The organism is Arenibacter algicola (assembly GCF_018860365.1).
In the GTDB taxonomy this organism is placed as follows: Bacteria; Bacteroidota; Bacteroidia; order Flavobacteriales; family Flavobacteriaceae; genus Arenibacter; species Arenibacter algicola_B.
Map to the genome: position 1 here is coordinate 913,860 of NZ_JAHKPO010000003.1, position 24,562 is coordinate 938,421.

Below are 24,562 nucleotides of genomic sequence, written 5' to 3' on the forward strand. Positions count from 1 at the left end.
TTTAAAAGATGGGCGCACCTCCAAAAAGCTTTATTCTATTTTTAATTGCTGTGATAGCTATTGGAGGTTCAATTTGCGCGCAACAACCATACATACAGGATGTACAAGGAAGTCGCCCAGTAGACTCCTCCCAAATCTGGTTGTCCCATGAGCATATTTTGGTCGATTTTATTGGGGCCGATAGTATTCAACCCCGTTCCTGGAACCATGATGCCATAATTGCGGAAGTATCTCCTTATCTGGATGAACTGGCAGCCTTTAAAGTGAATTATTTTGTGGATGCCACTCCTTTCTACTTAGGTAGGGATGTTCTCCTCTTAGAAAAACTAGCTATTAAAACAGGACTGAAGATAATCACCAATACCGGACTGTATGGTGCGCGAAATAATAAATTCCTTCCCCAATATGTACAAGAAATAAGCGCGGAAGATTTAGCGATAAAGTGGATTCATGAGTTTAAGAACGGTATAGAAGGTACTTCTATAAAACCAGGTTTTATCAAGATTGGGGTAGATACTACCGACCCCTTGGATACCCTGCATCAAAAATTAGTCAAGGCCGCTGCCCTTACCAGTTTGGAAACGGGATTAACCATTGCCTCCCATACCGGAAGAGCAGTGGGCTTATGGCCGCAATTGAAGATTCTTAAAGAAATAGGGGTTTCCCCAAATTCATTTATATGGATACATGCCCAAGCAGAAGATGATAACGATACATATCTCAAGGCGGCAGCTCTGGGTTGCTGGATTAGTCTGGACGGATTGGGCTGGGATGTGGACAGGCACCTTAAGAAACTCTTATTTGCCAAAGAACACGGCGTTTTAGATCGGATCCTCATATCCCATGATGCGGGTTGGTACGATCCCCAAAAACAACAACAGACCATTACCCCTTATACAAATATTTTTACCAAACTCCTTCCGCAACTCAGAACGCAAGGCTTCACGGAAGAGGAAATTAAATTATTGCTGTCTGTAAATCCGGCTAAGGCTTTTGCTATTGAAAATGTTGATTAAACTTCAATACTTTATCTCCAATTCCTCGTATTGTACTTCCTCAATAATATCTTCCCTGTTGGAATCTACTTTTGGATTGTAAAGATCCTTGCTTATGGGATGGGCCTTTATGGCCGCATCTTCCATATCATCTTCCATGACATTACGGATTTCTTCTTCGTTGAGGTCGTTGTTCAACCATACGTCCACATCCTCGTCCCTTAAAATTATGGGTCTCCTATTTTTGGTGTTGTGAATTTTCTTGAAGAGGGGAGTGGCTGCCTTGGTCAAGATGGTAAAGGTGTTGTAACCGTCCTTGGTAGTCGTGTAGAGTCCGGCCAGGCTCATAAGGGCCTCATTTTTTCGTTCAAAATAAAATGGAACCTTAAACTTCTTGGGAGCCGTGTGCGGCTCGTAAAATCCGTTTACGGGAATTACACAACGCTTGGTCATTGCACTGAACCTATAGATAAAATGATCAAAGAGCTTTTCTGACTGGGCGTTGAGTCCGGCCCCAAACTTGGCCGCGTCCTTGTAGTAGTTTTTAAAATCGGCCCCAATGGAGTTCTGTGGCATTATGCCCCACATAGAAGGGGTAATGTGGTTGCTCCTTTCTTGTGGTATAATCCATAATAACGGGTGCGCCCATCCGTTGGCGTGGTGATAGGTAAGCTCGCCATTAATGGGGATTTTGCCCATTAATTTGGAAACATTGTAAAATTTTTCCACATCCTTGGCAGAGGTGGTTACCCTGGTACCGAAACACATAATAATAGTTTTACCCTAAATTAAGAATTTAACTTTTCTGGACCGACTTCAAAATCTAAAATTTGTAAATTTGGAAAATATCCATAAAATAGGATTATTTCCATATAATGAAAAATATTGTGTACAGAAATCATGATCGATATGCCATTAAACGCCTTTTAATGGAGATCGGTGCACACCAATTGAATAAGGAATGTGAGTTGATGAAGCTTCCCTTTCCCAAACGCCTAGGCCTGTTCTATATAGAAAGTTCCGATGACTGTGTGTACCTAGTCTACAAATATTACGATGGAACTAGAAAGGTAATGAAATTGGACCGATATGAACTCCCAGAAGCCGGATGGGAACGGGTTTCCTTGGAGTAATGCTCCTTTGGTGTTGGATGGTATTGAAAAGTGAGATAAGAAAGAACCTAGAGCCTAGATTAAAGACTTATGTTGAAAGTTTAAAAGTTGAAAGTCGTCACTTCGAGTTTACCTGCCGTCAGGCAGGCGCAGCGAAGCAATCGTCTTGTTTTATTATGAGATTGCTTCGTCGCTATCACTTCTCGCAATGACGATTACATCTTAAGATCCTCTCCTCGGGGGAACAAATCCTGCTTTAAAAATCATCACTCGCCACCAACCAAATTCCCATTTTTAAATTAGCCTTTTAACTATAGACTTTTTGCTATTCTGTCATTGCGAGCCTGCCTGGCCGTCAGGTAGGCGCAGCGAAGCAATCTGTTTATTCTTGTTTTGAGAATACTTCATTGCTATTTCCCCTCACCTTCTCGAATCCCTTTTACAGTCTATCCTTAGGTCAAAGGAACTTTTACGAAGAGATTACCGTGTCCCTGTTATTTGCCTGGCCATAGTAGAACCTTATATTGAATTTAAGAATGCCATCTGGATATAACCCCATCCAAAACTTTGAGTTGAACTTATTTTTACAGTTAAAGTAGAAATCTATGATAATTTGGTATCATTATAATTTATGAAAATCGTAGATTTACAGCCTTAGCCTAAAATTGTAATAATTTGATTTGGTATAATTTATATAACCGGTTTAAGCGAATTAAAAAAGTTAAGGATAAGACACGTCGCGAACTTGAAAATCAAATTGCCGAACTTCAAAAACAAAATGATATCCTTAAATCGCTTTTGGCCTTTCAAAGTGAAGAGGAAAAGGATGAAAGTGAGAAATATGCCAATACCATTCTCAATAATATGGGCGATGCCGTATTTGTAAAGGACAATGGGAGCAGGTTACTCTTGGTCAACGATGCTTTTTGCAATTTGTTCAACCTTCCAAGAACCAAAATAATAGGCAAAACCCTTGCTGAAAATGTTCCCCCCGAAGAGCGGGAAAATTTCTTGCGGATAGATAAGCAGGTACTATCGGATGGTATAGAAAATATTAATGAGGAGCCCCTAACCGTAAGTGACGATCATAAGAAAATTATTTCAACAAGGAAGTCGAGGTTTGTAGATGCTGACGGAAAGAAGTTTTTGGTTGGGGTAATACGGGATATTACCGAACGTATAAAGGCAGAGGAAGATTTAAGGGAAAGCGAAATTCAATTAAGGGAACTTAATGCTACAAAAGACAAATTATTTTCGATTATTGCCCATGATTTAAGAAGTCCATTTAATAATATTTTGGTATTGTGCGATATCTTAAAGACACAAATTACAAAATTAGAGGATACAGATGCTCCAGTGTATTTGGGCCTAATACAGTCTACTGCCAAAAACACTTTGGTGCTACTTGAGAATTTATTGGATTGGGCAAAATCGCAATCCGGTCAAATAAGTTTTAAAACCGAAAAAACCGGAATATCCTCAGTTATCCATGAAATATTGGAACTTTCAATGTCCATTGCCCAGACAAAAGGCATTTCAATAAAGGTAAGTGTTGAAGATGAAATTGAAGTGAATTCTGATAAGAAGATATTAAAGACGGTCTTTAGAAATCTTATTTCCAATGCTATTAAATATAGCAAACCGGGCGGTAATATTACTATCTCCGCAATTGATGAAGAAAATCAAATTAAGATAATAATTTCTGATTCAGGTGTGGGAATGGATGCCAAAACACTTGAGAATTTGTTTGGGATAACTACCAACACTCCATTGCCAGGTACTCTAAACGAAAAAGGCTCCGGTTTTGGATTGGTGCTATGTAAGGAATTTGTGGAAAAACTTGGCGGGAAAATATGGGTGGAAAGTGAGGAAGGCAAGGGAAGCAATTTCATGTTTACAATACCGCGCAATTGATTATTAAGTAAATGTTCTTGGTGGAATTGGAGTAATGTGTTGGGTAGGTACTCTTTCTTTTAAAGGAAATACCACATAGAAAAAGCCTATACACTAAGCTGAAATCAGCAAAATGCATAGGCTTCCTTTTGTAGATTGCTCTATGGGTGTTCTATTGCAACCACCAATTACCCTTTTTTCACAATTTTGGAGCCCGATGAAAGTTTTTGATGTGCAATGGTGGCATTGCCCTTATAGGACAACACACTATTTCCACTGGCATCGATGGATATGGAATTGTTTACCGTAAGATAGGCATTACTATTACCGGAAAGGTCAATATTTAGCGTGTCAACGCTTAGGTCATGATCCGATAGTTCACAGTTGCCGTCAAGTTCCACGTCCATGTTTTTTACACTGCCCGAGAAATCTATCATACAGTTTCCGCTAGAAACCAGATCGAGCTTCTCTACAGCCAATTCACCGGAAAAGAAACTATTTCCTCTTAGATAGATTTTTAGGTTATCTGTTTCCAAGGGGTCTTCCAGTTCCAATTTGGCATTTCCCTTAATAGTAAAATTGTCTATACTTTTGGTAGTAATAAACACATTTAAGGTTTCCTGTCCTTTGATCCTCCGAACGTTGTCCAGTTTCACGGTTAACTTATTGCTTTCCTTGTTTACCAGAATATACTCATGAAGGTTATCGTTGGCCTGAACCCTCAATTTCTCTTCTGTCTCCGAGAAGTTTATATAGACCTTAAAATTATCGTTTACCTCTAGGGAAGAGTAGCCAGAGATTTCGTGGTCCTTGGTAGTTATATCCTCGGAAGCGGTTATAGTGTCCTTTTCGCAGGACATTAATAATATGGCAAAGGCAATTGGAAAAATTATTTTTGATGTTGTACCCATTGTTTTTTTGTTTAATTATTTGTTTGCTGTTAATAGTAAATAGATGAGAAAAATTGTGTAGATGACATATATACATCTTCTGTAAAATTCAATACCTAGATTTTTCATTTTTCATTTGTTTTAGAGATTTTTTAAGATGCCGTGGCATATTCTTTTTTATTGGCTTGCCGTAAAGCGTCTAAAGGCCAGCCATTGACTTCTTTTTCCATATTTCATTTGTGAAAAGAAGACATGTTTATTGGATTCTGAAGGTATTCTTCGGTAATTATCAAATGCTTTCATGACTATATTTTTTTGATTAATAATGGTAACAAAGATCGTTTGAAGATCAACTGGCCACAATCGCATAATTATGTGGAAGTTGATTGGTTCCCTTGTTCCGATTAGACCTTTAATCACATCTTTGATCAGTATTCTTTTTTAATAAACTATGGCCAAAAATTATAATGATATGTTATGCCCAATTTAATCTTCTAGGGCAGGGAAATGTCTCCAAGGCTTAGGTCTTCAAAAAGGTTTACCATGTTAAAATCCGAGTTGATGGAGGTGTTACGGTTTTCAAACGCAATTCCGTAGCCATGACCATGCGCAATTTTCGAATTTTTAATGGTTAAATTTGCCATGTAATCCCCATCCAGGCCAATACTCGCTATTTTGGAAACCCCTGGAATTTCAGTTTTTCCGGCATAAAGTACTTCTGTATGGTCCATTAGGTTTTTAGCGCTATCCGATTGAATTCGGATCCCGTTCCAAAATCCTTTGGTAGTTGTGGCTCCGGTAAAGACGATCTTATTATTTGCGGTACCCTGGGCAATTAAATATCCATAGGGAAAGACTCCAAACATCTTGTCCTCGGCAAATTTGAAAACCGCTCCAGGAAGTATCTTTAATCCCGATTGGATTGCTAAATTACCGCTCACCAAATAGCTGGCATTAAAGTGTAGGGCCGGCCAAGTGGTCTCAACATTAGGGTCGAACAAAGCAGATCCAAAAATTTCAACCCCATTATGGCCATTGCCTATAAACTCCATCCCTGTGGCATTGGTTAGTTTTTTTACTTGGTTGGCAGCCATAGTAATGGCCGGACCTAGGTTTTCGCGAAACTTAATTTGGTCTATATGAACAATTTCGGCTCCATTTTCAACGTAAATCCCATTGCCACCACTGCCCACAATTTTGGAGCTGAACAACTTTAATTTAGCCTCATTGGCCCCTCCCAATCCAATGGCAGTCTTGTGCTGCAATCCGTCCATGATTTCGCTTCCGGCATTGTGTATTTCAACATTGTCCAATTCGTTTTTCATGTCGTTGGACATTATGGATATACCTTTCCAATACCCTCCGTCCAAGGATTCCTTTCCGCGGAATTTAATAGGATATTGATTGCTGCCAAGAGCTACCAAATAACCCCTGCTGGTGATATTTATCTCCGAATCCCTATCCATGTACAATTCCAGACCTTCCAAGATCCTAAGGCCGGAAACAACCTCTATTTTTCCTTCTACAATATATTTTAGATCGCCCGTACTATTGTACAAATTGCTCCAAATGGTTTCTTCGGTATCATAAATTCGGTCACCAATGACCTCGATTACGTTTACTTCATTATTGTGGAATTCGGACAAGCTGGATACCACTCCAAGTTGTGAAGCTGGTACTCTAATTATCTTTTTGTTGTTCCTGTATACATTAAAGGATTCTGTATTCCACTTAGCTCCAACTTCAACGGCCATGGCATAGGCAGCACTATGTTGGATAATGGAGGAAACCAAGTTAAGGTGGCCGGGCCCCTCATTGGCGATACCCAAACTGGTAGCAACTTCCATTCCTTGGGCAATGGCTCCGCCCGCGTATTCAATGGTTACCCGGTCCAATTTATTCAAAGGATTATTGGAATTTATAATTAATCCCTTCCAATATCCCGGAACCTTGTTCTTACCCGTAAAGGTGGTAAATGAACTGGCGGCTGCAGTTGTCATAATGGCCCCGGGATTGTCAATGTACATTGCCGTATTTTCATCAAAGGCAATGACCACGTTTGGATCTATGGTAAGTAATGCAGTTATATGAATATCGCCTGTTACCAAATAATCAAATTTATTAGGGTCGTCAAAGACATTGGCCAAGTGGCGACGTTCCGTGATATTTTCAGAAATGAGTATAGTTTCTTGTACAGGTGGGTTTTCATCCTCCTTTACCACAATTGTCAATTCGTCCGTATCATAGAATTCGGTATTGAAAACCTTTAGTTCCACGGAATAGTTTCCCGCCTTATCCGGAGTAAATTTTGGCTTGGCCGTGGTTTCTTCTGTCAATTCAGTTAAACTACCACTTGGTTTGGCCTTAAATCTCCATAAGTATTGAAATGACTTTCCTGCCTTGTCCATGGACTTGGAGCCGTTGAGGACAACAGCTTGACCGGTATAAATATCTCCTTGATTCTCACTAAAAGCGTCTGCCTCCAAAGTGTTGGAAGGAATTTCAGTGTAGTCGTCATCGGAGCATCCAATGAACATTAAGAAGAAGATTGAAAGTAAAATTAGTTTTGTTTTCATTATCCTGATATTGAGTTATAGTTTCAAATTTTTTCAGGACAAAGGAAGTGTGCTACCGTAGTTCCTACAATCGCATATGTATGTGAAATTCGAAGATTTTTTTATGGGGTTTGAAGGAAATATGTTATAGCAACTTATCCTTAAAGGCCTTGGCAACGGCTTCGCTCTTGCTGTTTACATGCAGTTTTTCGTATATTTTTTTGATATGCGATCGAACGGTATCAATAGCTATAAAAAGTTCCGATGCAATCATTTTGTAGCTATAGCCATCTACAAGTAGTTGCAATACCTCTGTTTCCCTTTCACTTAAACAATAGTCCTGGTTCTTGGTCTGGGGTATAACCTGGAACATTTTAAGCACTTGTGTAGCTATGGAGGAGGTCATGGGAGCTCCGCCCAAAGTGGCATCTTGTATGTATTCCAATAATTTTGCGGGTGGGGTCTTCTTGAGTAAATATCCATTGGCCCCGTTCCTAAGTGCCTCAAAAACATTTTTATTGTCGTCAAACACGGTAAGCATCAGTACCTTGACTTCGGCGTTTACTTCCCTTATTTTCTTTAATCCTTCCAGGCCATCGGTTCCTGGCATATTGATATCCATCAAAATGACATCTGGCGACCATTTTTCCACTTCCTCGGAAACATTGTTGCAATTTTTGTACGATGCCAAAACGGAAAACCCATCACTACCATTGACCAACATGGTGAGCCCTTCTCGAAATTGGGGATTATCCTCATATATTAATACCCTAATCATAATTGTCTCTTTTTGTAAAGTTAGACAGGAAATCTATAGGACAAAATCACATAAATATGTTAAAATGCCCTCTAACGCACAGGAACGGTCAAACAAATTTCGGTGCCAAGATCTGGATTACTGTCAATTTTTAGTTTTCCTTTCATTTTGGATGCCCTTTTAACCATATTGTCCAGACCATTGCCGTTGTCGACCTTTTCCATCTCAAACCCAATCCCGTTATCCATGATCTGCATTTGGAGCCACTTATCCTTAAGGGTTAGTTGCACTTCTGCGCGCTTTGCACGGGAGTACTTGGCGACGTTATTGATAGCTTCCTTGAAAATAAGAAAGAGGTCTCTCCGAGCTTCCATGTCCAGTTTTAAATCGTTTATTTTATCCTCTACCTGAAAATCGAATTCTATGTCCTTGGCTTCCAAGATGCCGGTAGCGTATTCCCTCATTCTAGCAATAACCCTGTGCATGTTATCGTTGTCCGGTTTAATGCTCCAGACAATATCATCCATAGCTTCCATCATTCTTTGACTGTTGTCGGTAATCTTGGAGAGGTAGTTACTACTGGTTACGGTATCACTATTCATTTTGCTCTTGGCCATGGAACTAAGAATGTTTATAGTGCTCAGGGTAGAGCCCATATCATCATGCAGGTCCCTGGCCACTTTGTTCCTCAAATTTTCAACCGCCAATATGCGATTAACCTTAAGTCTGTAGATAAAATACGCCATGCCTATCCCGGTACATAAGGCCAATGCAATAAACCACCAGGTACGATAGAAGGGGGGGCGTATCCTAAAGTCGATACTAGTAATTTCGTCCGGCTCCAGTCCTTGGAGGTTCATACATTTTACTTGAAAAGTATATTTTCCGGAGGGCATTGTGGTATAGGTGGCAGCCATATCCCTTTCGGCTTTTACCCAGTCTTTGTTCACACCGGGAATGCGATAGTAGTATTGTAACTTTCTTTGTTGGGAAAAGCTCAGGGCGGAAAAATAGAAAGTAAACGAATTTTGATAATGATTGAATACAATTTCCTTTTGAGCCATAATGGAATCCAGAGGCATATAGGTGTTGAAGAGCTTAAAATCTGTAATATTTACCTTGGGAGGCTTTTGTTTATAATTTAGTTTTTCGGGCGAAAAGCCAAAAACCACATCCTCACCGCCAAACCATATCTCTCCGTTTTGCATCATCCATTTGGCACTATAGGTCTTTTCTGCATAGATAACGCCATGAAGGTTGCTATAGGAACTTATTATGTTCTTATCATAATTATAACTGCTAAGGCCATTGCTGGTTATCATCCATGCTATTCCTTCCCTATCCATCATTAACTGCAAAACCCTTGACCCATAGAGTCCTTCGTATGAAGTTATCTTTTTTACCTCAGCGGTATTGATGTTGAGAATGTTCAAAGCCTCGGTACCTACCATAAAAATACTGTCGTTATATTGCTGGATATCAGAAATGGTATTGTCCATTATCCCATAACTGTCGCTGAACTCTGTGTTGAAATGAAAAAGGATTTCGTTGGTGTCCACATCAAGGACATATACGCCTTGCTTATGGGTTCCTACCCATAAGCGTCCCTGCCGATCTACGTAGAGTCTGTAAATGATGGTGTTGAAATTGTGGAGTTCTTCAAAATGGTTGTCTGCTATGGGATCGTTCTTTTTCCATTTAACCAACCGCCCACCCTGGGTACCAAACCATAGATTTCCGTTATGATCCTCCTTGATCTGCCGCACCGTGGATTCTTTAAATATTGGAGGGTGTAGCCAATGGATTGCCTTTTTGGTATTGGCGTCAAAAACAGCCAATCTACCCCCCTGGCAAGCAGACCAAACATGTCCCGATTCACTGTGCTGTTGAAGATCCCATATGGAAGAATATAATTTGTAGGATTCGGTTCCCAAACCGGTATAGGGGTTTCCTTCCAATTTGTTGAATTTTTGGTCATAATATAGGATACCCTTGCCCCAGGTACCAATCCAATTCTCCTTGGTCTTGGTTTCCAATATAGCATTTACAGGAGAGTCCAATCCAAGACCATCTATTACCACAAGGCTATACACGTCTTTTTGATTGGGGTTCATCACAAAAAGCCCATTTTCCGTACTCAACCAAATATTGCCCTCCCTGTCTTCAAAGAGATGCCTGGCCTGGTTACATTTTATATCGAACTCTAAAGGGTTGGCTTTGAAATGTTGATAAAAACCTTGAAGGTCATTGTCATAGCTCAACAAAGAATTTTCCCCGCCGATCCAGATCTGTCCATTACTGGTTTCCAAAATTTGCCTTAGAACGGTATATTTTTTTGTTGCCCTATGGCTTCTTAAGGTATCCGTCAGAAATTGATTTGTTTTAGGGTCGAAATGCAGGAGAACTGGGTGTTCCCGATGTGGATTATAATCCCAATAGGTTAGCCACCAGGTGCCATTTTTATCCTTGATGAAATCTCCGGAATTGGTAATGGCTTTGTTGTTCAGTAAAGGTATATTCTCAGGATTGTTGAGCCGATGAAAGACCTCGCCACTAGAACTTCGGTATACTGCTAGGCCCTGTTCACTGCAGATCCAATATTCTCCAGTCTGCTTGTCTTCATAGAGGGAACCAACGCCCCAACCTCTGGGGATTTTTATAGGTAAATTGGATTCTACAAAAGCATTGGATTTGGCATCGTACCATAAAAGACCATATTTGGAAGCACAGAGAAATACCTGCTTTTTGCTATCTATGTACAATTTGAATTCCGACCTTGGCGGAATGCTGCCATAACTCCTTATAGATACAGAGGTATAATGAAAATCTACTGTGTTGAATTTCCCCACCTGGCCTCCTTGCAATAACCAAAGATTGCCATTGCCGGCATCCAAAATTTGGTCTACACCTATGCTGGGTGGCAGCTGGTAATTTTCTGGACCAACAAAGGAAATGAATTTTCTCCCATCAAAACGCTGTATGCCCACCTCGGTTCCAATCCATAGAAATCCAGTGGCGTCTTGCCAAACACATTTTACCTTATTGGTATTCAGACCATCCGCAGTAGAAAATCTATTGAAGACGTAGGAATTCTGTCCAAATAGATAGGCTTGGAAACATAGCAAACAACAAAGAATCCTTATGCTCATGCAGCCAGGTGGTTTATAATAAAATTACATAAAGATTGGACATCCAAAGTATAAATAATTGAAATTTTATGTTGTTGTGCAAGCCATTTTCCAGAGGCATGGAATCCACATACCTTTTACAGTAGAAAGTTGATCCCAAGCTCTATTAATAGGTTGATCAGAATTTGAAATAATGTAAGCATGATTGTTCTTTTTTAATTGATTTGTATTGATTGATGAATAAACTCCATTTGTTTTTGATTCGGTGACCATTTGATTCACTGGTATCATTTTAGTTCCCTATATCTAAAATTTTAATGGTAAATAACAGGACAAATTTAGTAACGGTAGGTCATCCCCGAAATAGCATAAACATGTGAAAAAATGTGTTTTTATAACGGTTAGGAACAATTTGCGATAAGTGGGCTAGTGAGTTTAGAGGATGTAACTCGGGCCTTATAAAAAAATATCACATTCTTGTGTGATTGTTAGGTTCTATAGATCGTTAGATCTTTGTATTTAGATAATATCCTTATAAAATAGCAAAGGTAAACTTGGGAAAAAGAATCCCACAAGCCGGTTGTTTAAGAAAGGATCCATTAAATATTCGTAAACTATGAAATCAAAAGCGATATTACAGTTGGCGTTCTTTGTGACCCAATTTTTATGTGTCCCTGTTGTAAGTGGCCAAAATGCCTTTAACCCTTCGGAATTAAAGGAAGATTTTCAACTCTTCAGGACAGCTTTGGAGGAGGCACATCCGGGAATCTACCGGTATGAAACCAAAGCTGCAATGGATGAAAGTTTTGAGTCAATTGTAAAGGAACTCGATAAGCCACTTAGTCAACAGGAGTTTTATAAAATATTGAACCCGGTATTGGCTAAAATTGGATGTGGACATACCAAATTAATGCCTTCGGAGGATAAGGGATTTATGTATTATTACAATATGGAAACTCTATTTCCATTAAAACTTTTTCTGGACAAGAACAAGGCTTACGTGCGCTATAGCTATGATACCAAGGTTAAATTGGAACCTGGAACCGAAATTACCGCTATCAATGGTATAGCTATGGGGGAGATTATTGAAGGGTTATTGAACAATCTGTTTTCTGACGGACACAACCAAACTTTCAAGTACTACGAACTTAATAGGTATTTTAACGCTTTATTCTCCAATTTTTATTTGGAGGAGGGTAAGGCCCATAACCAATTTAACATCACCTATAAGTACCGTGGGAAAAAGGGCAGTATGTCTCTACCTTCGGTTTCCTACCAAATAGTAATGGAACATGATACTGCAAAACAAAACAGTATACCCTATCAACTGGAATTTAAGAATGGAAAGACAGCCCTGTTGACCATACGTACCTTCTGGCCAGACGAGGAAAAATATAATTTTGAGGCCTTTTTAAAGGAAACGTTTACGGACATCAACGCCAAAAGTATTCAAAATTTGATTTTGGATTTGAGAGGAAACGAAGGAGGAAAAGATGCCTTTGGAGCACTACTGTTGTCCTATTTGGTAAATGCCGAATTTAGGTATTATGACAAACTGGTATTGGCGACCAATGAAAGATTTACATTTGTGGAGCATGCCCAATTACCTGAGGGTTATGAGCAGTTAAGGGCTTTGATAACCCAAACCGAAGATGGGGAATTTCGTTGGGAGCATAACGGTAACCTGGCTGTACAAACACCACAAGAAAATCCTTTTAAGGGGCGGGTTTACGTATTGATAGACGGAGCCTGTTTCTCTGTCACTTCCGAGTTTTGTGCCGTGGCAAACCATCTGGATAGGGTTAGCTTTATAGGCGAGGAAACAGGAGGTGGATATTATGGAAATAATAGCGGTGCCTTTGCTATAGTTACCCTTCCCAACTCCAAGATGAAACTGGGGATTCCTTTGATGGCCTACTATACTGCGGTTAAAGATTATGAATTTACAGATAGAGGTATTGTGCCCCATTACCAGGTGCAACCAACGATAATGGGTATTTTGTCCGGTAAGGACGAAATTATGGAACGGACCATGAAAATCATGAATAAAGGATAAATATGGTTGCTGTACAAGAAATAAGGTAGAAACTTAATGAAGTATGGTAGCTAAAATGGTCATAGAAACAGAGAATTTAAGGTTGGTCCCTTGTGATGCCCAATTGCTTAAAATGGCAATTAAGGGAAATAAACAACTTTCCAAATTTCTTGGAGTGTCTCTAGCGGACCAGTGGACTACATTTGGGGTTGATGCTTTACAATATGCTCTGGACCAAATATTGGCCAGGCCGGGGGAATTGGGGTGGTGGACCTATTTTCCAATTCATAAACTAGATAATACGCTGATTGGAAGTGGAGGATACAAGGGAAGTCCAACTGAAGATGGTACTGTTGAATTGGGTTATGAAATTGCTTCAGGATACTGTAACAGGGGGCTTGCTACTGAAATGGCAAGAGGATTAATTATGAAGGCGTTTATGGATAATCGGGTTAAATCCATTTTGGCGCATACCTTGGCACAATCAAATGCATCCACAACAGTTTTAGCAAAATGTGGATTCACTAAAATAGAAGAAGTGGAAAGCACTGAAGATGGCTTCATTTGGAAATGGGAATTAATCAGGGCTTAATTAGTAGGAGGGGCCATTACTTTTTGCTAAGAGCCAATTTCTAAATGAAGAATATCTCCTTTAGTTTTAAATTTACCTTATGGAAAAAAGAAATTTGGTCTTTATAGCCACTAGCTTGGATGGCTATATCGCCGATAGGAAAGGTAGATTGGATTGGCTTACCACCATTCCCAATCCCGAGCAATCGGATATGGGTTATAATGAATTTATGGCCCAGGTGGATGCCCTGGTGATGGGCCGTAAAACTTTTGAAACAGTCTGTGGTTTTGAAGGGGATTGGCCATATGCCAAACCAGTTTTTATAGTAAGCAGAACCTTGGATACACTGGCAGAGGATTATAGGGATAAGGCCGAATTGGTTATAGGAAGCTTAACGGAAATCTTGGAGCAAATACATAACAAGGGATACCATAAGCTTTATATAGATGGAGGGGTAACCATCCAGAACTTTTTAAAGGAAGATCTCATTGATGAAATTACAATTACGACCATCCCCATAGTCTTGGGAGGAGGAACTGCGTTGTTTTCAAAACTTCCCACAGAATTGGAATTTACTTTGGTATCTTCAAAAGTCTTTTTGAATCAGTTAGTTCAAAATCATTATCAGCGGAAGGGATAAATTATAGCGCTTAATTTTATCAAAATAGCTGAAAATATTAAATGCATTTTTCAAGATATTTTTATCTGTGCTTCGGGAGTTGTTAGAAACTCTTTTCAGGAGACCAATCTGTGGTAGAATATATCGTGCAGAAGTTTTAAGGTTTTCCTATCTTAGGACCATAATTTCAATTATTGAATGTAGCTGTTGCAATATAGCTTCTCTAAAAAACTGTAAATGCGTTTAAAATTATTTATTGCCCTAATAATTGGTACTTTATTCAGTACCCAAATTTGTAATTCCCAAGAGGAGATTCTTTATAAAAAAGTGGATACAACCCAGTTGTTTTTGGAAGTGCATTACCCTCCCAATATGGGATCATCCAAAAATTATCCGGCCATGGTTTTCTTTTTTGGCGGCGGTTGGGTAGGGGGCAAAAGGTCCCAATTCCTGCATCAGGCACAATATTTTGCCAAAAGAGGGATAGTTTGTTTTTTGGCGGATTACCGAACTTCAAAAATAAATGGAACAACTCCTTTCGAGTCTCTAAAAGATGCTAAGTCGGCCATCAGGTTTATAAGAAAAAATGCGGCCAAGTTTAACATAGACGGTAACAAGCTTATAGCTTCCGGAGGCTCTGCCGGCGGGCATTTAGCGGCTGCAACGGCTTTAATTGAAGGGTATAATGACCCGGTCGACGATTCAACCATTGATTGTATCCCCAATGCCCTGGTTCTCTTTAATCCAGTGGTGGATAATGGTCCTGGAGGTTATGGTTATGAAAGGATAGGGGACGCTTACAAGGACTTTTCCCCACTTCACAATATTAAAAAAGCGGCTCCCCCAACCATCGTCTTCCAGGGAACCAAGGACCACTTGATTCCAGTGGTGACTGCCGAGTATTTTAAAATGGTAATGGAAAAAGTGGAAAGTAGGTGCGACCTTAAATTGTATGAAGGGGAGGGGCATGGATTTTTTAACTATGCCAATCTTAAAGCCTATAAAAGTACAGTTGCTGAGGCGGATCAATTTTTGTTGTCCCTGGGATATTTAAAGAAGGAACCAATAATAAACATTGATTAATAAAATTATCAGGACAGGGAGGCTGTTGGAAAACATTATTATAAACCACACGGACTAAAGGATTTTTATGAATTGGATTTTTCTAATCATTGCAGGCCTCTTTGAAGTGGCTTTTGCGGCCTGTCTTGGGAAAGCAAAGGAGTCTACCGGTGCAGAGGCGACCTATTGGTACATTGGTTTTTTGCTGTGTTTGGCTATTAGTATGATGCTGTTGGTTAGGGCAACACGGGAATTGCCCATAGGTACAGCTTATGCCGTTTGGACAGGAATAGGAGCGGTTGGTACTGTATTGGTAGGTATCCTGGTGTTTAAAGAGCCTGCCACCTTTTGGAGGATGTTCTTTATTACCACCTTAATATGTTCCATTATTGGACTGAAGTTTGTGTCCAATTAATTTAAGGCGTATTCCCTAACAAGAACTAGGTTGTTGTATGGGTCAATTGTTTTATTTGCTTATAAAATGAATGCAGCGAATCGGCTTCTTTTAATTAAATGGGTACACACCCTGATCTGGCTATTTTTTGTGGTCGTTATTTTCTATATTTTGTATTCAGGAATTTTTAATGATGTCAATATTTATACCTGGGTCGGCATAGGCTTAATTGTAGGGGAGGGTATTGTTCTTTTGGTTTTCAAAATGTTTTGTCCCTTAACCGTTATGGCAAGGAAATATTCGGATTCGGAAAAGGATAATTTTGATATTTTTCTTCCCAATTGGTTGGCTAAATATAATAAACTGATTTTTACTACCCTCTATGTCATTGGGTTGATAATAGTATTGATACGGACTATATTTTGAGACCATTTTATTTTTTGCGCTAAAAGTTACCTTTATTACTTAGGATTAAGACTGTAAATGAAAAAAGGAACTTTCATAATAATACATTGCAAAGTTAGGATTGATAAAAACAGATAACCAATACCTAAACATACAAATCGATCACAAATGATGAATACCAAATTTTTAGGAATACTTCTCTTCTTCTTGATCGGGTCGCAATTTCATGTTAAGGCCCAAAATTCTTATGAAATACCTCAGGGTGTTAAGCGAATACTTTTTATTGGCAACAGTATTACCTATTCCGGACAGTATGTGTCTTATATAGATGCCTATTTTACCTTACGATACCCGGATCGGGATTTTGAAATTATTAATGTGGGTTTACCCAGTGAAACGGTATCCGGTCTTTCGGAACAAGGTCATGCCGATGGTAAATTTCCACGTCCCGATCTTCATGAGCGTTTGGAACGCATTATTTCTCAGGTAAAGCCTGATTTGGTATTGGCCTGCTATGGTATGAACGATGGCATTTATCTGCCCTTTGATGAAGGGCGTTTTCAAAAATACAAGGAGGGAATCCTTTGGTTAAATAACCAAGTTGTGGAATCCGGGGCTTCCATTGTACATATGACCCCACCCATTTACGATGAGCGTATGGGGGAAGCCTATGCCAATGTATTGGACATATATGCGGATTGGCTTATCAGTAAACGATATACTGATCAATGGGAGGTAATAGATCTCCACTGGCCCATGAAAAAATACTTGGAAGATAAGCGTCTTACCGATAATAATTATTTTTTAGCCAAGGACGGTGTTCACCCAAATGATACAGGTCATTGGATTATGGCCCAACAGCTGCTTTTATATCTTGGGGAAGGGGAAGTATCCAAAGCCAATGGTATTGAGGAAGTGGTTTCCCAATTTCACCATGGGGAAGAAATATGGAAGCTGGTAGAGGAAAGGCAAAAAATGATGAAAGATGCATGGCTCACGTCCATAGGTCACCAAAGGCCTGGAATGAATGTGGGGCTTACCCTTGGGGAAGCTTTGGACAAAAAGGAAATACTGCGGAAGGAGATACGTAATTTACAGAGGAAATAAGTAAGCTAATTTGCTATTTTAATGAACATACTATACATACATGGACTTAACGGTAGTCTAAGCGAAGAAAAAAGAACAATTCTAGAGAATTACGGTACCGTGTATTCCCCTTCTATCGACTATGAATCGGACAATAATAGTATCGAAAATATAAGAAGGCAATTTGTAGATGGAAAAATAGATGTCGTAATGGGCAGCAGTATGGGTGGTTTTGTAGGTTATTATCTGTCCATTGCATTAAAAAAACCGGCCTTATTGTTCAATCCGGCCTTGGTTTCCCGTTCGGTATTTCAAAATGTACCGGATTATTTCAATCCCAATCGATCCTTTAAACGATTGGTCCTAGGGGCAAAGGATGAGGTGGTTGATCCAAAGGACACCTTGAAATTTATAGGGGAAAGAATTGCCGAAAATATGGATTACCATATCTCCCTACGACAGGACTTGGCACATAGGATTCCACAGGACATATTCGAATATGAGGTTCGCTCCTTTTTTAATCATCTATCCACGTAACGACCTACCTTCCGTGAAGATCCAATTTATATATTCAAAACGTTAAATACATGAAAAGCCATTCTGTTGGCTTATTCTTTTTTAATTTTATACTCCAAATTCATATAGTTAGTGTACGCCATAGTTGAAACAGAAACCACAGGATTACGGGGAGAGGATAATAAGATTACCGAGATCTGTATCTTGATTCACGATGGCCAAAAGGTGGTAAGGGAATTTTCTTCCTTGGTAAATCCCGAAGTATCTATAAAATATAGGGTTTCGCGTCGCAATGGTATCAAAGATGATATGTTGCTTAGGGCACCTAAGTTCTATGAGATTGCCAAGGAGGTGGTAGCGCTCACCGAGGATTGTATTTTTATTTCACACCATGTCAATTTTAACTTCAACGGTATTAAAAATGAACTGGTATCGCTAGGTGGTGTTTTTAAGCGCAAGAAGTTATCTACCCTAAGACTGTCTCGCAAACTAATACCCGGCCAACAAAGTTATAGTCTGGGAACCGTGTGCAACCAGTTGGGCATTAATGTTGGTCATGTTCAAAGCGCCAAGGACAAAGCGGAAGCCACAGTTACCTTGCTAGAAAGACTCTGGGCAATGGATACGGATGGGGTTTTTAATTTCATGTTGGGGCCAAAATCCGGTCAGGCAGGTGTACCTCCCCAATGGCCTAAAACTGTAGTGGCCCTACTGCCCAATGTTACTGGAGTGTATTATTTTAAAAATGCACAGGGGAAAATCATTTATGTGGGCAAGGCCAAGGATATTAAACAAAGGGTGTTGAGCCATGTCTATAGCAAGGTTCACAAGGAAATGAGGTTGTGTTTTGAAACGGTACATATCGATTATACCCATACGGGAAGCGAATTGGTAGCCCTGCTATTGGAATCGGATGAAATAAAAAAGCACCTCCCTAAATTCAATCGGGCGCAAAAACGAATCGGATATAGATATGGGGTAGGTGCAAAAATGGATAAAAACGGAATCACAAATCTGTTTTATGATCGATTGGGCAAACTGAAATCGCCATTGGCCTGTTTTTACAACCAAGGGGAATGTAGGGCCTTTTTGGAGGAATTGTGCGATACCTATAGTCTTTGTCCGCGGTTTTGCAGTTTACAGCATATTTCAGGGGCCTGTTTTCATTTTCACATTAAAAAATGTCATGGTATTTGTCGCGATATAGAAACTGTGGAAGCCTATAATAAACGCGTGGAAAATGCTTTGATGCCGATAGCTGATGATAAAAATACTTACATTATAAAGACAGCTGGAAGAAACACAAATGAAAAATCGGTAATAGTTGTAGAAAATGGGGTTTATAAGGGTTTTGGGTATATGTCCAAAAGAAAAAGAATAAAGGCCCTTATGGATTATGATAAATTTATTACTCCCATGGCCGATAACAATGATGTGCAAAAAATACTTAGACGATATTTAAGGAGAGGGGATGGGGAGAGTGTACTTATTGACTATCATAATGACGTAACTTCCCTTAATGAAATTCCTACATCTAGGGGCCGACAAGCTGAAATGTAACCCAATGGGACCGTTTACATCAAATTAAGGTAACTATTTATTTTAAGAAGATGGGCTTTACATTTCCTTACAGGGTGAAAATTTTAGAAAAAAAATATCTCAACTACAATGTAATCCGATTTTGGATTCAAAAACCCTACGGATATACCCATAAACCTGGACAGGCCATAGAATTAAGTATCGATAAACCAGGGTATGAACTAGCAATTGCCCCTTTTACAATTACCAACTTAAATAGTGATCCTTATTTGGAATTGATTGTAAAGATCAACCCAGAGGTGAACAGTCTTACTTATGGATTGTCCGTTTTGGCAATAGGGGAGACCCTGCAAATCACAGAGCCCTGGGATTCCTACAACTATAAGGGTCCTGGAGTATTCATTGTTGCAGGTACGGGGATAACCCCTTTTTTGCCTATTTTAAAAGAACTTGAAGCCAAAGACGATGATATGCTAAAAGAACATGTTTTACTATATGGTAATAGGACCAGGGAAGATATTTTGTTTTATAGGAAATTAAAGAAGGTTTTAGGAGAGAACTGTATACACATACTTAGTAGGTCAAAATCCCGGAATTCTATTTTTGGTAGAATAAATATTGATATTTTGCAACAGTATGTCCATGATCTTCACCAGTTTTTCTATATCTGTGGACCTAGGCACTTCGAAACAGATATAACCAAGCAGTTGGTAAGCATGGGGGTTAAGAGGGCTCGGATTCAAACTGGATATAAATTTTAAATTCCCTTGTGTTTTAGGACCCGCTGTTTATTAAATGGACCAATCCAAAGCAGTATTCAAAATGTAACAATGAGGCACGTATATAGGAACTAGTTCGCAATTCTAGGATGACGAAAGCCTTTAAGCCTAAACCTTAAGCACTTCTGGACATCCTCGTCCAAGACAATTCCCATCAAACCCTTAGTCCATACAAATGCCATAAGTACTTCTCCTAGCACTTTTATTGGGATGAGGAATCTTTGCAAGTCAATATGAGTATGTTAAAACAAAAAAAATACCCAACAACATATAGGTTTTAGCCTAACGCCATGGGTATTTTCAACATGAACCAATAAGTAAAAAAGAACACCTGAAATTATATTGATTTTAAATATTCCTCAATATCTGTTTTGTCCTGAGCGGATAATTCCAACTTAAAATGGGTGTCATAATGGTTAATGACATCGGTGAGGGTGGCAAATCTTCCGTCGTGATAGAATCCCCCTTTCATTCTGGCAAATAAGCCTCTTAAAGGAGTTGTTCTATACATGCCGGTAGGAGATCTTTTTGCCTCAAAGTCGTCTATGCCAATTTCCTCGGCACTGTGAAGGTTGTATCCTGCATCAGTAAATATAGGTGCAATATGGCAGCTGGCACATTGTGCCTTTCCATTGAACAACACCTTGCCCCGTGCAGCTGCTGTGGCATCGTAGCTTCCTTCTGGAGGAGTTGGAGCTGTTAAGGAGAGCTGATAGGCTTGCAAGCCTGGAAGCTTGGAAGTAATCAAATCCGGATCATTCACAATATTGCCAAAATTGTTTTCCGCAGCTATAGGGAATTGGCTTGCATTATCAAGTCTAGCATCGGTAAAACTGCCTTGACCGTGCATTTCCAAATTGGCTACAAAGGCATTCCAATAGACCATGTCTCCCCAGCCTGTATAGGTCGCTAGATTTACACCTTGTAGTCCGTAGGCGGCAGGTAGTAGATTGGCGGCAATACTCCCGTCCGGACGTAGTGCCTTGCCGTCCACAAAGAGGCCGGCATTAAATTTTCCAGGTCCCCACCCCGTAAGTACTGCTTCCACCGTAGGTTCGTCTACATGAAGTAGATCCGCCAAAAATTTCTTGTTGTTGGTCAAATTAACAATTGCTCCCACGTTGAGGTCCCTATTGGGATATCCGTCCAGCCGTCTACCTATTCCATCGGCAAAAGAATTGTCTACCGTAGAGTGACAAAGTGCACAATTTATCCCCACAGCGGTCATGGCACCATCTTCATCGAAGGTTCCTTTAACTCCCACAACAGCGTTCAATTGTAATAGTGCAATGGTGGTTGCCGGATCATTTAAGTCCACTTGGCCTGCCTGAATCGCGGCGACCACCTCTGCAGGCAAGGCCTCTGAATCTACCTTTAATCCTACACCCAATGCGGTAGCCGGACTAACCCCAACCCCGTAACCGCCATTGGCTTCTCCCAATATGGCCTTGTCTATATGCAAAATATCGCTCCAAAAGGCTTCGTCGCCGAAGGTGTCATACCTAAATATCTGTTTTCCCTCCGCAACCAGGGCAGGGTCTAGATGCAGGGTCAATGTGTCCGTCCTGGTTTCAATAATGGTGTCGTTCACTATTTCCGTAATTGTTTCGGTAATGGTTTCTGTCTTGGTACAGCTGATAGTCATGTTTAAAATCAGTAGTAGGCTAAGTAATTTGAATAAATTAGGTGCTTTCATTTGTCGTTATTTAATTGTTTTAAACTTTTGATGTAGAAAGCCCAATGGGGTTACAAAAAAAATAAACTTTAGGAGGTGATGGAATTAAGAAATTGACGTTGGACCTTGCTTTTACGGAATTTTCCTGAAAAATAGCTGGTCTCGGTAACACTATTGGTGTCGCCAACGCCCCTAGATGCAACACATAAATGATGAGCTTCTACGGCTATTGCAATGTCATCTATATCTAATAGATTTTTTAAAACCGTGCCCAGTTCCACTGTTAGTTTTTCCTGTACTTGTGGTTTACTGGCAATGAAGTGCACGATCCTATTAATTTTGGAAAGACCAATTACACGATTCTGTGGAAAATAGGCAATGCTAACTTTGCCAAAGAATGGCACAAAATGATGCTCGCAATAAGAGAAAAGGGTAATGTCCCTTATTAAGATCATTTCATCATATTTGTAATGGTTTCCAAAATAGGATATTTTAGGGAAATTGGATTTATCCAGTCCCATAAAGGCTTCATTAACATACATTTTGGCAACTCGTTCCGGGGTATCCCGCAAACTGGGGTCTTCTAGATTGAGTTCCAATGTTTCCATTATTTTTTTGAAATGAAAGGCTATGGCCTGTATTTTTTTCAATTTACCGTCCCCTGTAGTTATAGGCTCCTGATCTTTGATTTTTTCGGTCTTAATTAGTGTTCCGTTCGCTTTCATAGTTAGTAGCCAGTTTGAATGTTATCTTCCTTTGCCCCACCTCTAATCAGATCTTTTTTTACGCTTTCCATAAACGCATCCGGGCCACAGACATAGAAATATTGATCGAATACTCTAATTTTTGATACTAGATAGGCATAATCAATTCTGCCGTAATCGTAAATAGCAGATTGTTCCTCACTTAAGATATTGTAATAATGTTCCTTGAATAGGAGGCTGAGTTCGTCTTTTAAAATGATATCCTTGGTCATTCTGTTGGCGTAAATCAACTGATGATTTTCTATAACATTCTTATTCTTTAAATCCCAAAACATGGGTAGAAAGGGTGTTATGCCCGAACCGGCAGCAATAAAAGTACCCTTCCCTTTATATACATATGAATCCCAGGCATCTGTGATGAGCAGGGAATCGCTAATCTTTGCTTTGGACAATGCTTCAGTTAGACCTTTATGCTTGGGATAGACTTTTATGATAAGCCGTAAGTGTTTTTCTTCCGGCGAACCAACCAGGGTGAAAGGTGCAAACTGGTTCCTGAATTGACGGCTATTGAGAGTAAGTTCTATAGCTTGTCCAATGTTGTGGGTAAATCCCTGGGGTTTTTCAAAAACCAATAGCATGACATTATGGGTTAGCCAGGATTTGTCGATAATATTTACGGTGTAGTTCAAAATTGAAATGATTTAAAGGATTTGTATATTTTATAATAGCACTATTTTGTATCTTGTAATAGTTTGATAATGTGTTCTTTATGATGTATAATTTTTATTTTTCAAAACAATTGCTATTAGTTTTGATGAAAATAATGCATTCGGGTTACAAGATTTTGTAACCTTTTTTATCACTTGGCATCCAATATTAAAACAAGAACAATGAATAACTGTAAACCCATAAGTAAAATAGACATGTCTGCTCTAGGAACCATACCGGATTGTATTGTGGTTAAGAAGGTGCTGGAGGGAGACACGGAATTATTTGAAATTCTATTAAGACGCTATAATGAGCTGTTATTCAGAACTATAAGGAGCTATATGGACAGGCCATCGGATATTGATGATGTAATGCAGGATACTTACATTAAGGCATTCCAAAAATTATATCAATTTAAAAATGAATCCTTATTTTCCACATGGCTGATACGGATAGGAATAAATGAGGCCTTACAGCGGAAAAGAAAGTCCAAGAGGTATCAAACGGTGGATATAAGTAACGAAAAAGAAATCATTCAAATAGCGGATATGTCCATTATGAACCCAGAAAGAAAAACAATGCATGCGGAATCGGTTCAAATGGTGGAAAAAGCAATAGACCTTTTGCCGGAGAAATATAAGATTGTATACATGCTGAAGGAGGTCCAGGATTTGGAAATTTCTGAAATTTCGAATAGTCTGGGTTTGAGCAACAGTAATGTGAAAGTGAGGCTTCATAGGGCAAGGAACATGATGAAGGATGCTATTATGAAGTTTTCCGACGCTAAAAATGCATTTGAGTTTGGCAATTCAAAATGCGACCGCTTGGTTGACCAAGTGATGGCGAAGATCCAGAAGCTTACTAGAAATTAGTCAATATATTTTATTACTTGGATAAGAGCATTTTTTTAGGTAATCGATAAGGAGTATTCAGCTATTATAGGTCCAAGTGCTGCCTTACAATTTCAATATCAATTTAGAAGTAATACCAATCAGTTTACGGTTAACAATTAAGCTATGTAATGGTAGGTCGCCAGTATGGAGCAATCTACTTTGTACCCTAAATTATAAGAAATAATTATTATCAGTTTTGTAACCCATAGCATCTTATTTCATCAAAAGTTCATAATATTTAAACAA

The 24,562-nt window shown here is 39.3% G+C and carries 22 protein-coding genes; 13 read left to right on the top strand and 9 right to left on the bottom strand.

Going from position 1 to position 24,562, the window contains the following annotated elements; all coding sequences use genetic code 11:
• Positions 1-8 precede the first annotated feature (8 nt).
• Entirely contained in the window at positions 9-1,016 is a 1,008-nt protein-coding gene (locus KO529_RS05445; RefSeq protein WP_215946882.1) for a phosphotriesterase family protein, read from the top strand.
• A gap of 3 nt (positions 1,017-1,019) precedes the next feature.
• On the opposite strand, the gene KO529_RS05450 is transcribed toward KO529_RS05445, so the two are convergent.
• Positions 1,020-1,763 (bottom strand): SOS response-associated peptidase, encoded by a 744-nt coding sequence (locus KO529_RS05450; protein ID WP_215946883.1) that lies wholly within the window; start codon positions 1,761-1,763, stop codon positions 1,020-1,022.
• A 107-nt stretch (positions 1,764-1,870) separates the two neighbouring features.
• On the opposite strand from KO529_RS05450, the gene KO529_RS05455 reads away from it, so the two are divergent.
• Positions 1,871-2,128: a hypothetical protein gene (locus KO529_RS05455; RefSeq protein WP_215946884.1), complete on the top strand. Its 258-nt coding sequence runs from the start codon at positions 1,871-1,873 to the stop codon at positions 2,126-2,128.
• A 654-nt stretch (positions 2,129-2,782) separates the two neighbouring features.
• Positions 2,783-4,021, top strand: coding sequence for a PAS domain-containing sensor histidine kinase (locus KO529_RS05460; protein ID WP_215946885.1), 1,239 nt, complete (start codon positions 2,783-2,785; stop codon positions 4,019-4,021).
• Positions 4,022-4,188: 167 nt separating this feature from the next.
• Here KO529_RS05460 and KO529_RS05465 read toward each other — a convergent pair whose 3' ends face one another.
• The 5 genes from KO529_RS05465 to KO529_RS05480 all read right to left on the bottom strand — a co-directional run bounded on the left by KO529_RS05465 (position 4,189) and on the right by KO529_RS05480 (position 11,351).
• A complete protein-coding gene (locus tag KO529_RS05465) occupies positions 4,189-4,911 on the bottom strand; it encodes a head GIN domain-containing protein (protein WP_215946886.1) in 723 nt (240 codons plus the stop codon).
• Between the two features lie 156 nt (positions 4,912-5,067).
• Positions 5,068-5,193 (bottom strand): hypothetical protein, encoded by a 126-nt coding sequence (locus tag KO529_RS23580; protein WP_281502424.1) that lies wholly within the window; start codon positions 5,191-5,193, stop codon positions 5,068-5,070.
• 191 nt (positions 5,194-5,384) lie between these two features.
• Positions 5,385-7,466, bottom strand: coding sequence for a PKD domain-containing protein (locus KO529_RS05470; RefSeq protein ID WP_215946887.1), 2,082 nt, complete (start codon positions 7,464-7,466; stop codon positions 5,385-5,387).
• Positions 7,467-7,590: 124 nt separating this feature from the next.
• Complete coding sequence (locus KO529_RS05475) at positions 7,591-8,223, bottom strand: response regulator (protein WP_215946888.1); 633 nt, start codon at positions 8,221-8,223, stop codon at positions 7,591-7,593.
• A 71-nt stretch (positions 8,224-8,294) separates the two neighbouring features.
• On the bottom strand, positions 8,295-11,351 hold the full coding sequence (locus tag KO529_RS05480) for a ligand-binding sensor domain-containing protein (protein WP_215946889.1): 3,057 nt from the start codon (positions 11,349-11,351) through the stop codon (positions 8,295-8,297).
• 595 nt (positions 11,352-11,946) lie between these two features.
• Between KO529_RS05480 and KO529_RS05485 the strand changes: the two genes are divergently transcribed.
• From KO529_RS05485 to KO529_RS05525, 9 genes are all read left to right on the top strand, one after another.
• On the top strand, positions 11,947-13,386 hold the full coding sequence (locus KO529_RS05485; protein ID WP_215946890.1) for a S41 family peptidase: 1,440 nt from the start codon (positions 11,947-11,949) through the stop codon (positions 13,384-13,386).
• Positions 13,387-13,429: 43 nt separating this feature from the next.
• A complete protein-coding gene (locus KO529_RS05490) occupies positions 13,430-13,957 on the top strand; it encodes a GNAT family N-acetyltransferase (RefSeq protein ID WP_215946891.1) in 528 nt (175 codons plus the stop codon).
• 79 nt (positions 13,958-14,036) lie between these two features.
• Positions 14,037-14,576: a dihydrofolate reductase family protein gene (locus KO529_RS05495; RefSeq protein ID WP_215946892.1), complete on the top strand. Its 540-nt coding sequence runs from the start codon at positions 14,037-14,039 to the stop codon at positions 14,574-14,576.
• A 216-nt stretch (positions 14,577-14,792) separates the two neighbouring features.
• Positions 14,793-15,638, top strand: a complete 846-nt coding sequence (locus KO529_RS05500; protein WP_252734308.1) for an alpha/beta hydrolase — start codon at positions 14,793-14,795, stop codon at positions 15,636-15,638.
• A 67-nt stretch (positions 15,639-15,705) separates the two neighbouring features.
• Entirely contained in the window at positions 15,706-16,032 is a 327-nt protein-coding gene (locus KO529_RS05505; protein ID WP_215946893.1) for a DMT family transporter, read from the top strand.
• A gap of 552 nt (positions 16,033-16,584) precedes the next feature.
• Positions 16,585-17,523: an SGNH/GDSL hydrolase family protein gene (locus KO529_RS05510; protein WP_215946894.1), complete on the top strand. Its 939-nt coding sequence runs from the start codon at positions 16,585-16,587 to the stop codon at positions 17,521-17,523.
• A 21-nt stretch (positions 17,524-17,544) separates the two neighbouring features.
• Positions 17,545-18,039 (top strand): YqiA/YcfP family alpha/beta fold hydrolase, encoded by a 495-nt coding sequence (locus KO529_RS05515; protein ID WP_215946895.1) that lies wholly within the window; start codon positions 17,545-17,547, stop codon positions 18,037-18,039.
• Positions 18,040-18,150: 111 nt separating this feature from the next.
• A complete protein-coding gene (locus KO529_RS23645) occupies positions 18,151-19,578 on the top strand; it encodes an exonuclease domain-containing protein (RefSeq protein WP_215946896.1) in 1,428 nt (475 codons plus the stop codon).
• Between the two features lie 74 nt (positions 19,579-19,652).
• Entirely contained in the window at positions 19,653-20,318 is a 666-nt protein-coding gene (locus KO529_RS05525; RefSeq protein ID WP_215946897.1) for a hypothetical protein, read from the top strand.
• A gap of 355 nt (positions 20,319-20,673) precedes the next feature.
• Here the strand turns inward: KO529_RS05525 and KO529_RS05530 are convergent, their stop codons facing one another.
• The 3 genes from KO529_RS05530 to KO529_RS05540 all read right to left on the bottom strand — a co-directional run bounded on the left by KO529_RS05530 (position 20,674) and on the right by KO529_RS05540 (position 23,404).
• Positions 20,674-22,032 carry a hypothetical protein gene (locus tag KO529_RS05530; RefSeq protein WP_215946898.1) on the bottom strand — a complete coding sequence of 453 codons (1,359 nt, stop codon included), beginning with the start codon at positions 22,030-22,032 and terminating at the stop codon, positions 20,674-20,676.
• A 68-nt stretch (positions 22,033-22,100) separates the two neighbouring features.
• Positions 22,101-22,736, bottom strand: coding sequence for a GTP cyclohydrolase I FolE (gene folE / locus KO529_RS05535; protein WP_215946899.1), 636 nt, complete (start codon positions 22,734-22,736; stop codon positions 22,101-22,103).
• A 2-nt stretch (positions 22,737-22,738) separates the two neighbouring features.
• Complete coding sequence (locus KO529_RS05540) at positions 22,739-23,404, bottom strand: flavodoxin reductase (protein ID WP_215946900.1); 666 nt, start codon at positions 23,402-23,404, stop codon at positions 22,739-22,741.
• Between the two features lie 201 nt (positions 23,405-23,605).
• Here KO529_RS05540 and KO529_RS05545 point away from each other — a divergent pair, with 201 nt between their 5' ends.
• Positions 23,606-24,295 (top strand): RNA polymerase sigma factor, encoded by a 690-nt coding sequence (locus KO529_RS05545; protein ID WP_252734310.1) that lies wholly within the window; start codon positions 23,606-23,608, stop codon positions 24,293-24,295.
• Positions 24,296-24,562: the final 267 nt, after the last annotated feature.

What these genes read in the sequence shown, in the direction of transcription:
- KO529_RS05445 (WP_215946882.1), top strand. Translation starts at nt 9, where the DNA reads ATGGGCGCACCTCCAAAAAGCTTTATTCTATTTTTAATTGCTGTGATA.
- KO529_RS05505 (WP_215946893.1), top strand. Translation starts at nt 15,706, where the DNA reads ATGAATTGGATTTTTCTAATCATTGCAGGCCTCTTTGAAGTGGCTTTT.
- KO529_RS05485 (WP_215946890.1), top strand. Translation starts at nt 11,947, where the DNA reads ATGAAATCAAAAGCGATATTACAGTTGGCGTTCTTTGTGACCCAATTT.
- KO529_RS05510 (WP_215946894.1), top strand. Translation starts at nt 16,585, where the DNA reads ATGATGAATACCAAATTTTTAGGAATACTTCTCTTCTTCTTGATCGGG.
- KO529_RS05545 (WP_252734310.1), top strand. Translation starts at nt 23,606, where the DNA reads ATGAATAACTGTAAACCCATAAGTAAAATAGACATGTCTGCTCTAGGA.
- KO529_RS05455 (WP_215946884.1), top strand. Translation starts at nt 1,871, where the DNA reads ATGAAAAATATTGTGTACAGAAATCATGATCGATATGCCATTAAACGC.
- KO529_RS05465 (WP_215946886.1), bottom strand. Translation starts at nt 4,911, where the DNA reads ATGGGTACAACATCAAAAATAATTTTTCCAATTGCCTTTGCCATATTA.
- KO529_RS05515 (WP_215946895.1), top strand. Translation starts at nt 17,545, where the DNA reads ATGAACATACTATACATACATGGACTTAACGGTAGTCTAAGCGAAGAA.
- KO529_RS05500 (WP_252734308.1), top strand. Translation starts at nt 14,793, where the DNA reads ATGCGTTTAAAATTATTTATTGCCCTAATAATTGGTACTTTATTCAGT.
- folE (WP_215946899.1), bottom strand. Translation starts at nt 22,736, where the DNA reads ATGAAAGCGAACGGAACACTAATTAAGACCGAAAAAATCAAAGATCAG.
- KO529_RS05450 (WP_215946883.1), bottom strand. Translation starts at nt 1,763, where the DNA reads ATGTGTTTCGGTACCAGGGTAACCACCTCTGCCAAGGATGTGGAAAAA.
- KO529_RS05495 (WP_215946892.1), top strand. Translation starts at nt 14,037, where the DNA reads ATGGAAAAAAGAAATTTGGTCTTTATAGCCACTAGCTTGGATGGCTAT.
- KO529_RS23580 (WP_281502424.1), bottom strand. Translation starts at nt 5,193, where the DNA reads ATGAAAGCATTTGATAATTACCGAAGAATACCTTCAGAATCCAATAAA.
- KO529_RS05470 (WP_215946887.1), bottom strand. Translation starts at nt 7,466, where the DNA reads ATGAAAACAAAACTAATTTTACTTTCAATCTTCTTCTTAATGTTCATT.
- KO529_RS05530 (WP_215946898.1), bottom strand. Translation starts at nt 22,032, where the DNA reads ATGAAAGCACCTAATTTATTCAAATTACTTAGCCTACTACTGATTTTA.
- KO529_RS05490 (WP_215946891.1), top strand. Translation starts at nt 13,430, where the DNA reads ATGGTAGCTAAAATGGTCATAGAAACAGAGAATTTAAGGTTGGTCCCT.
- KO529_RS05475 (WP_215946888.1), bottom strand. Translation starts at nt 8,223, where the DNA reads ATGATTAGGGTATTAATATATGAGGATAATCCCCAATTTCGAGAAGGG.
- KO529_RS05480 (WP_215946889.1), bottom strand. Translation starts at nt 11,351, where the DNA reads ATGAGCATAAGGATTCTTTGTTGTTTGCTATGTTTCCAAGCCTATCTA.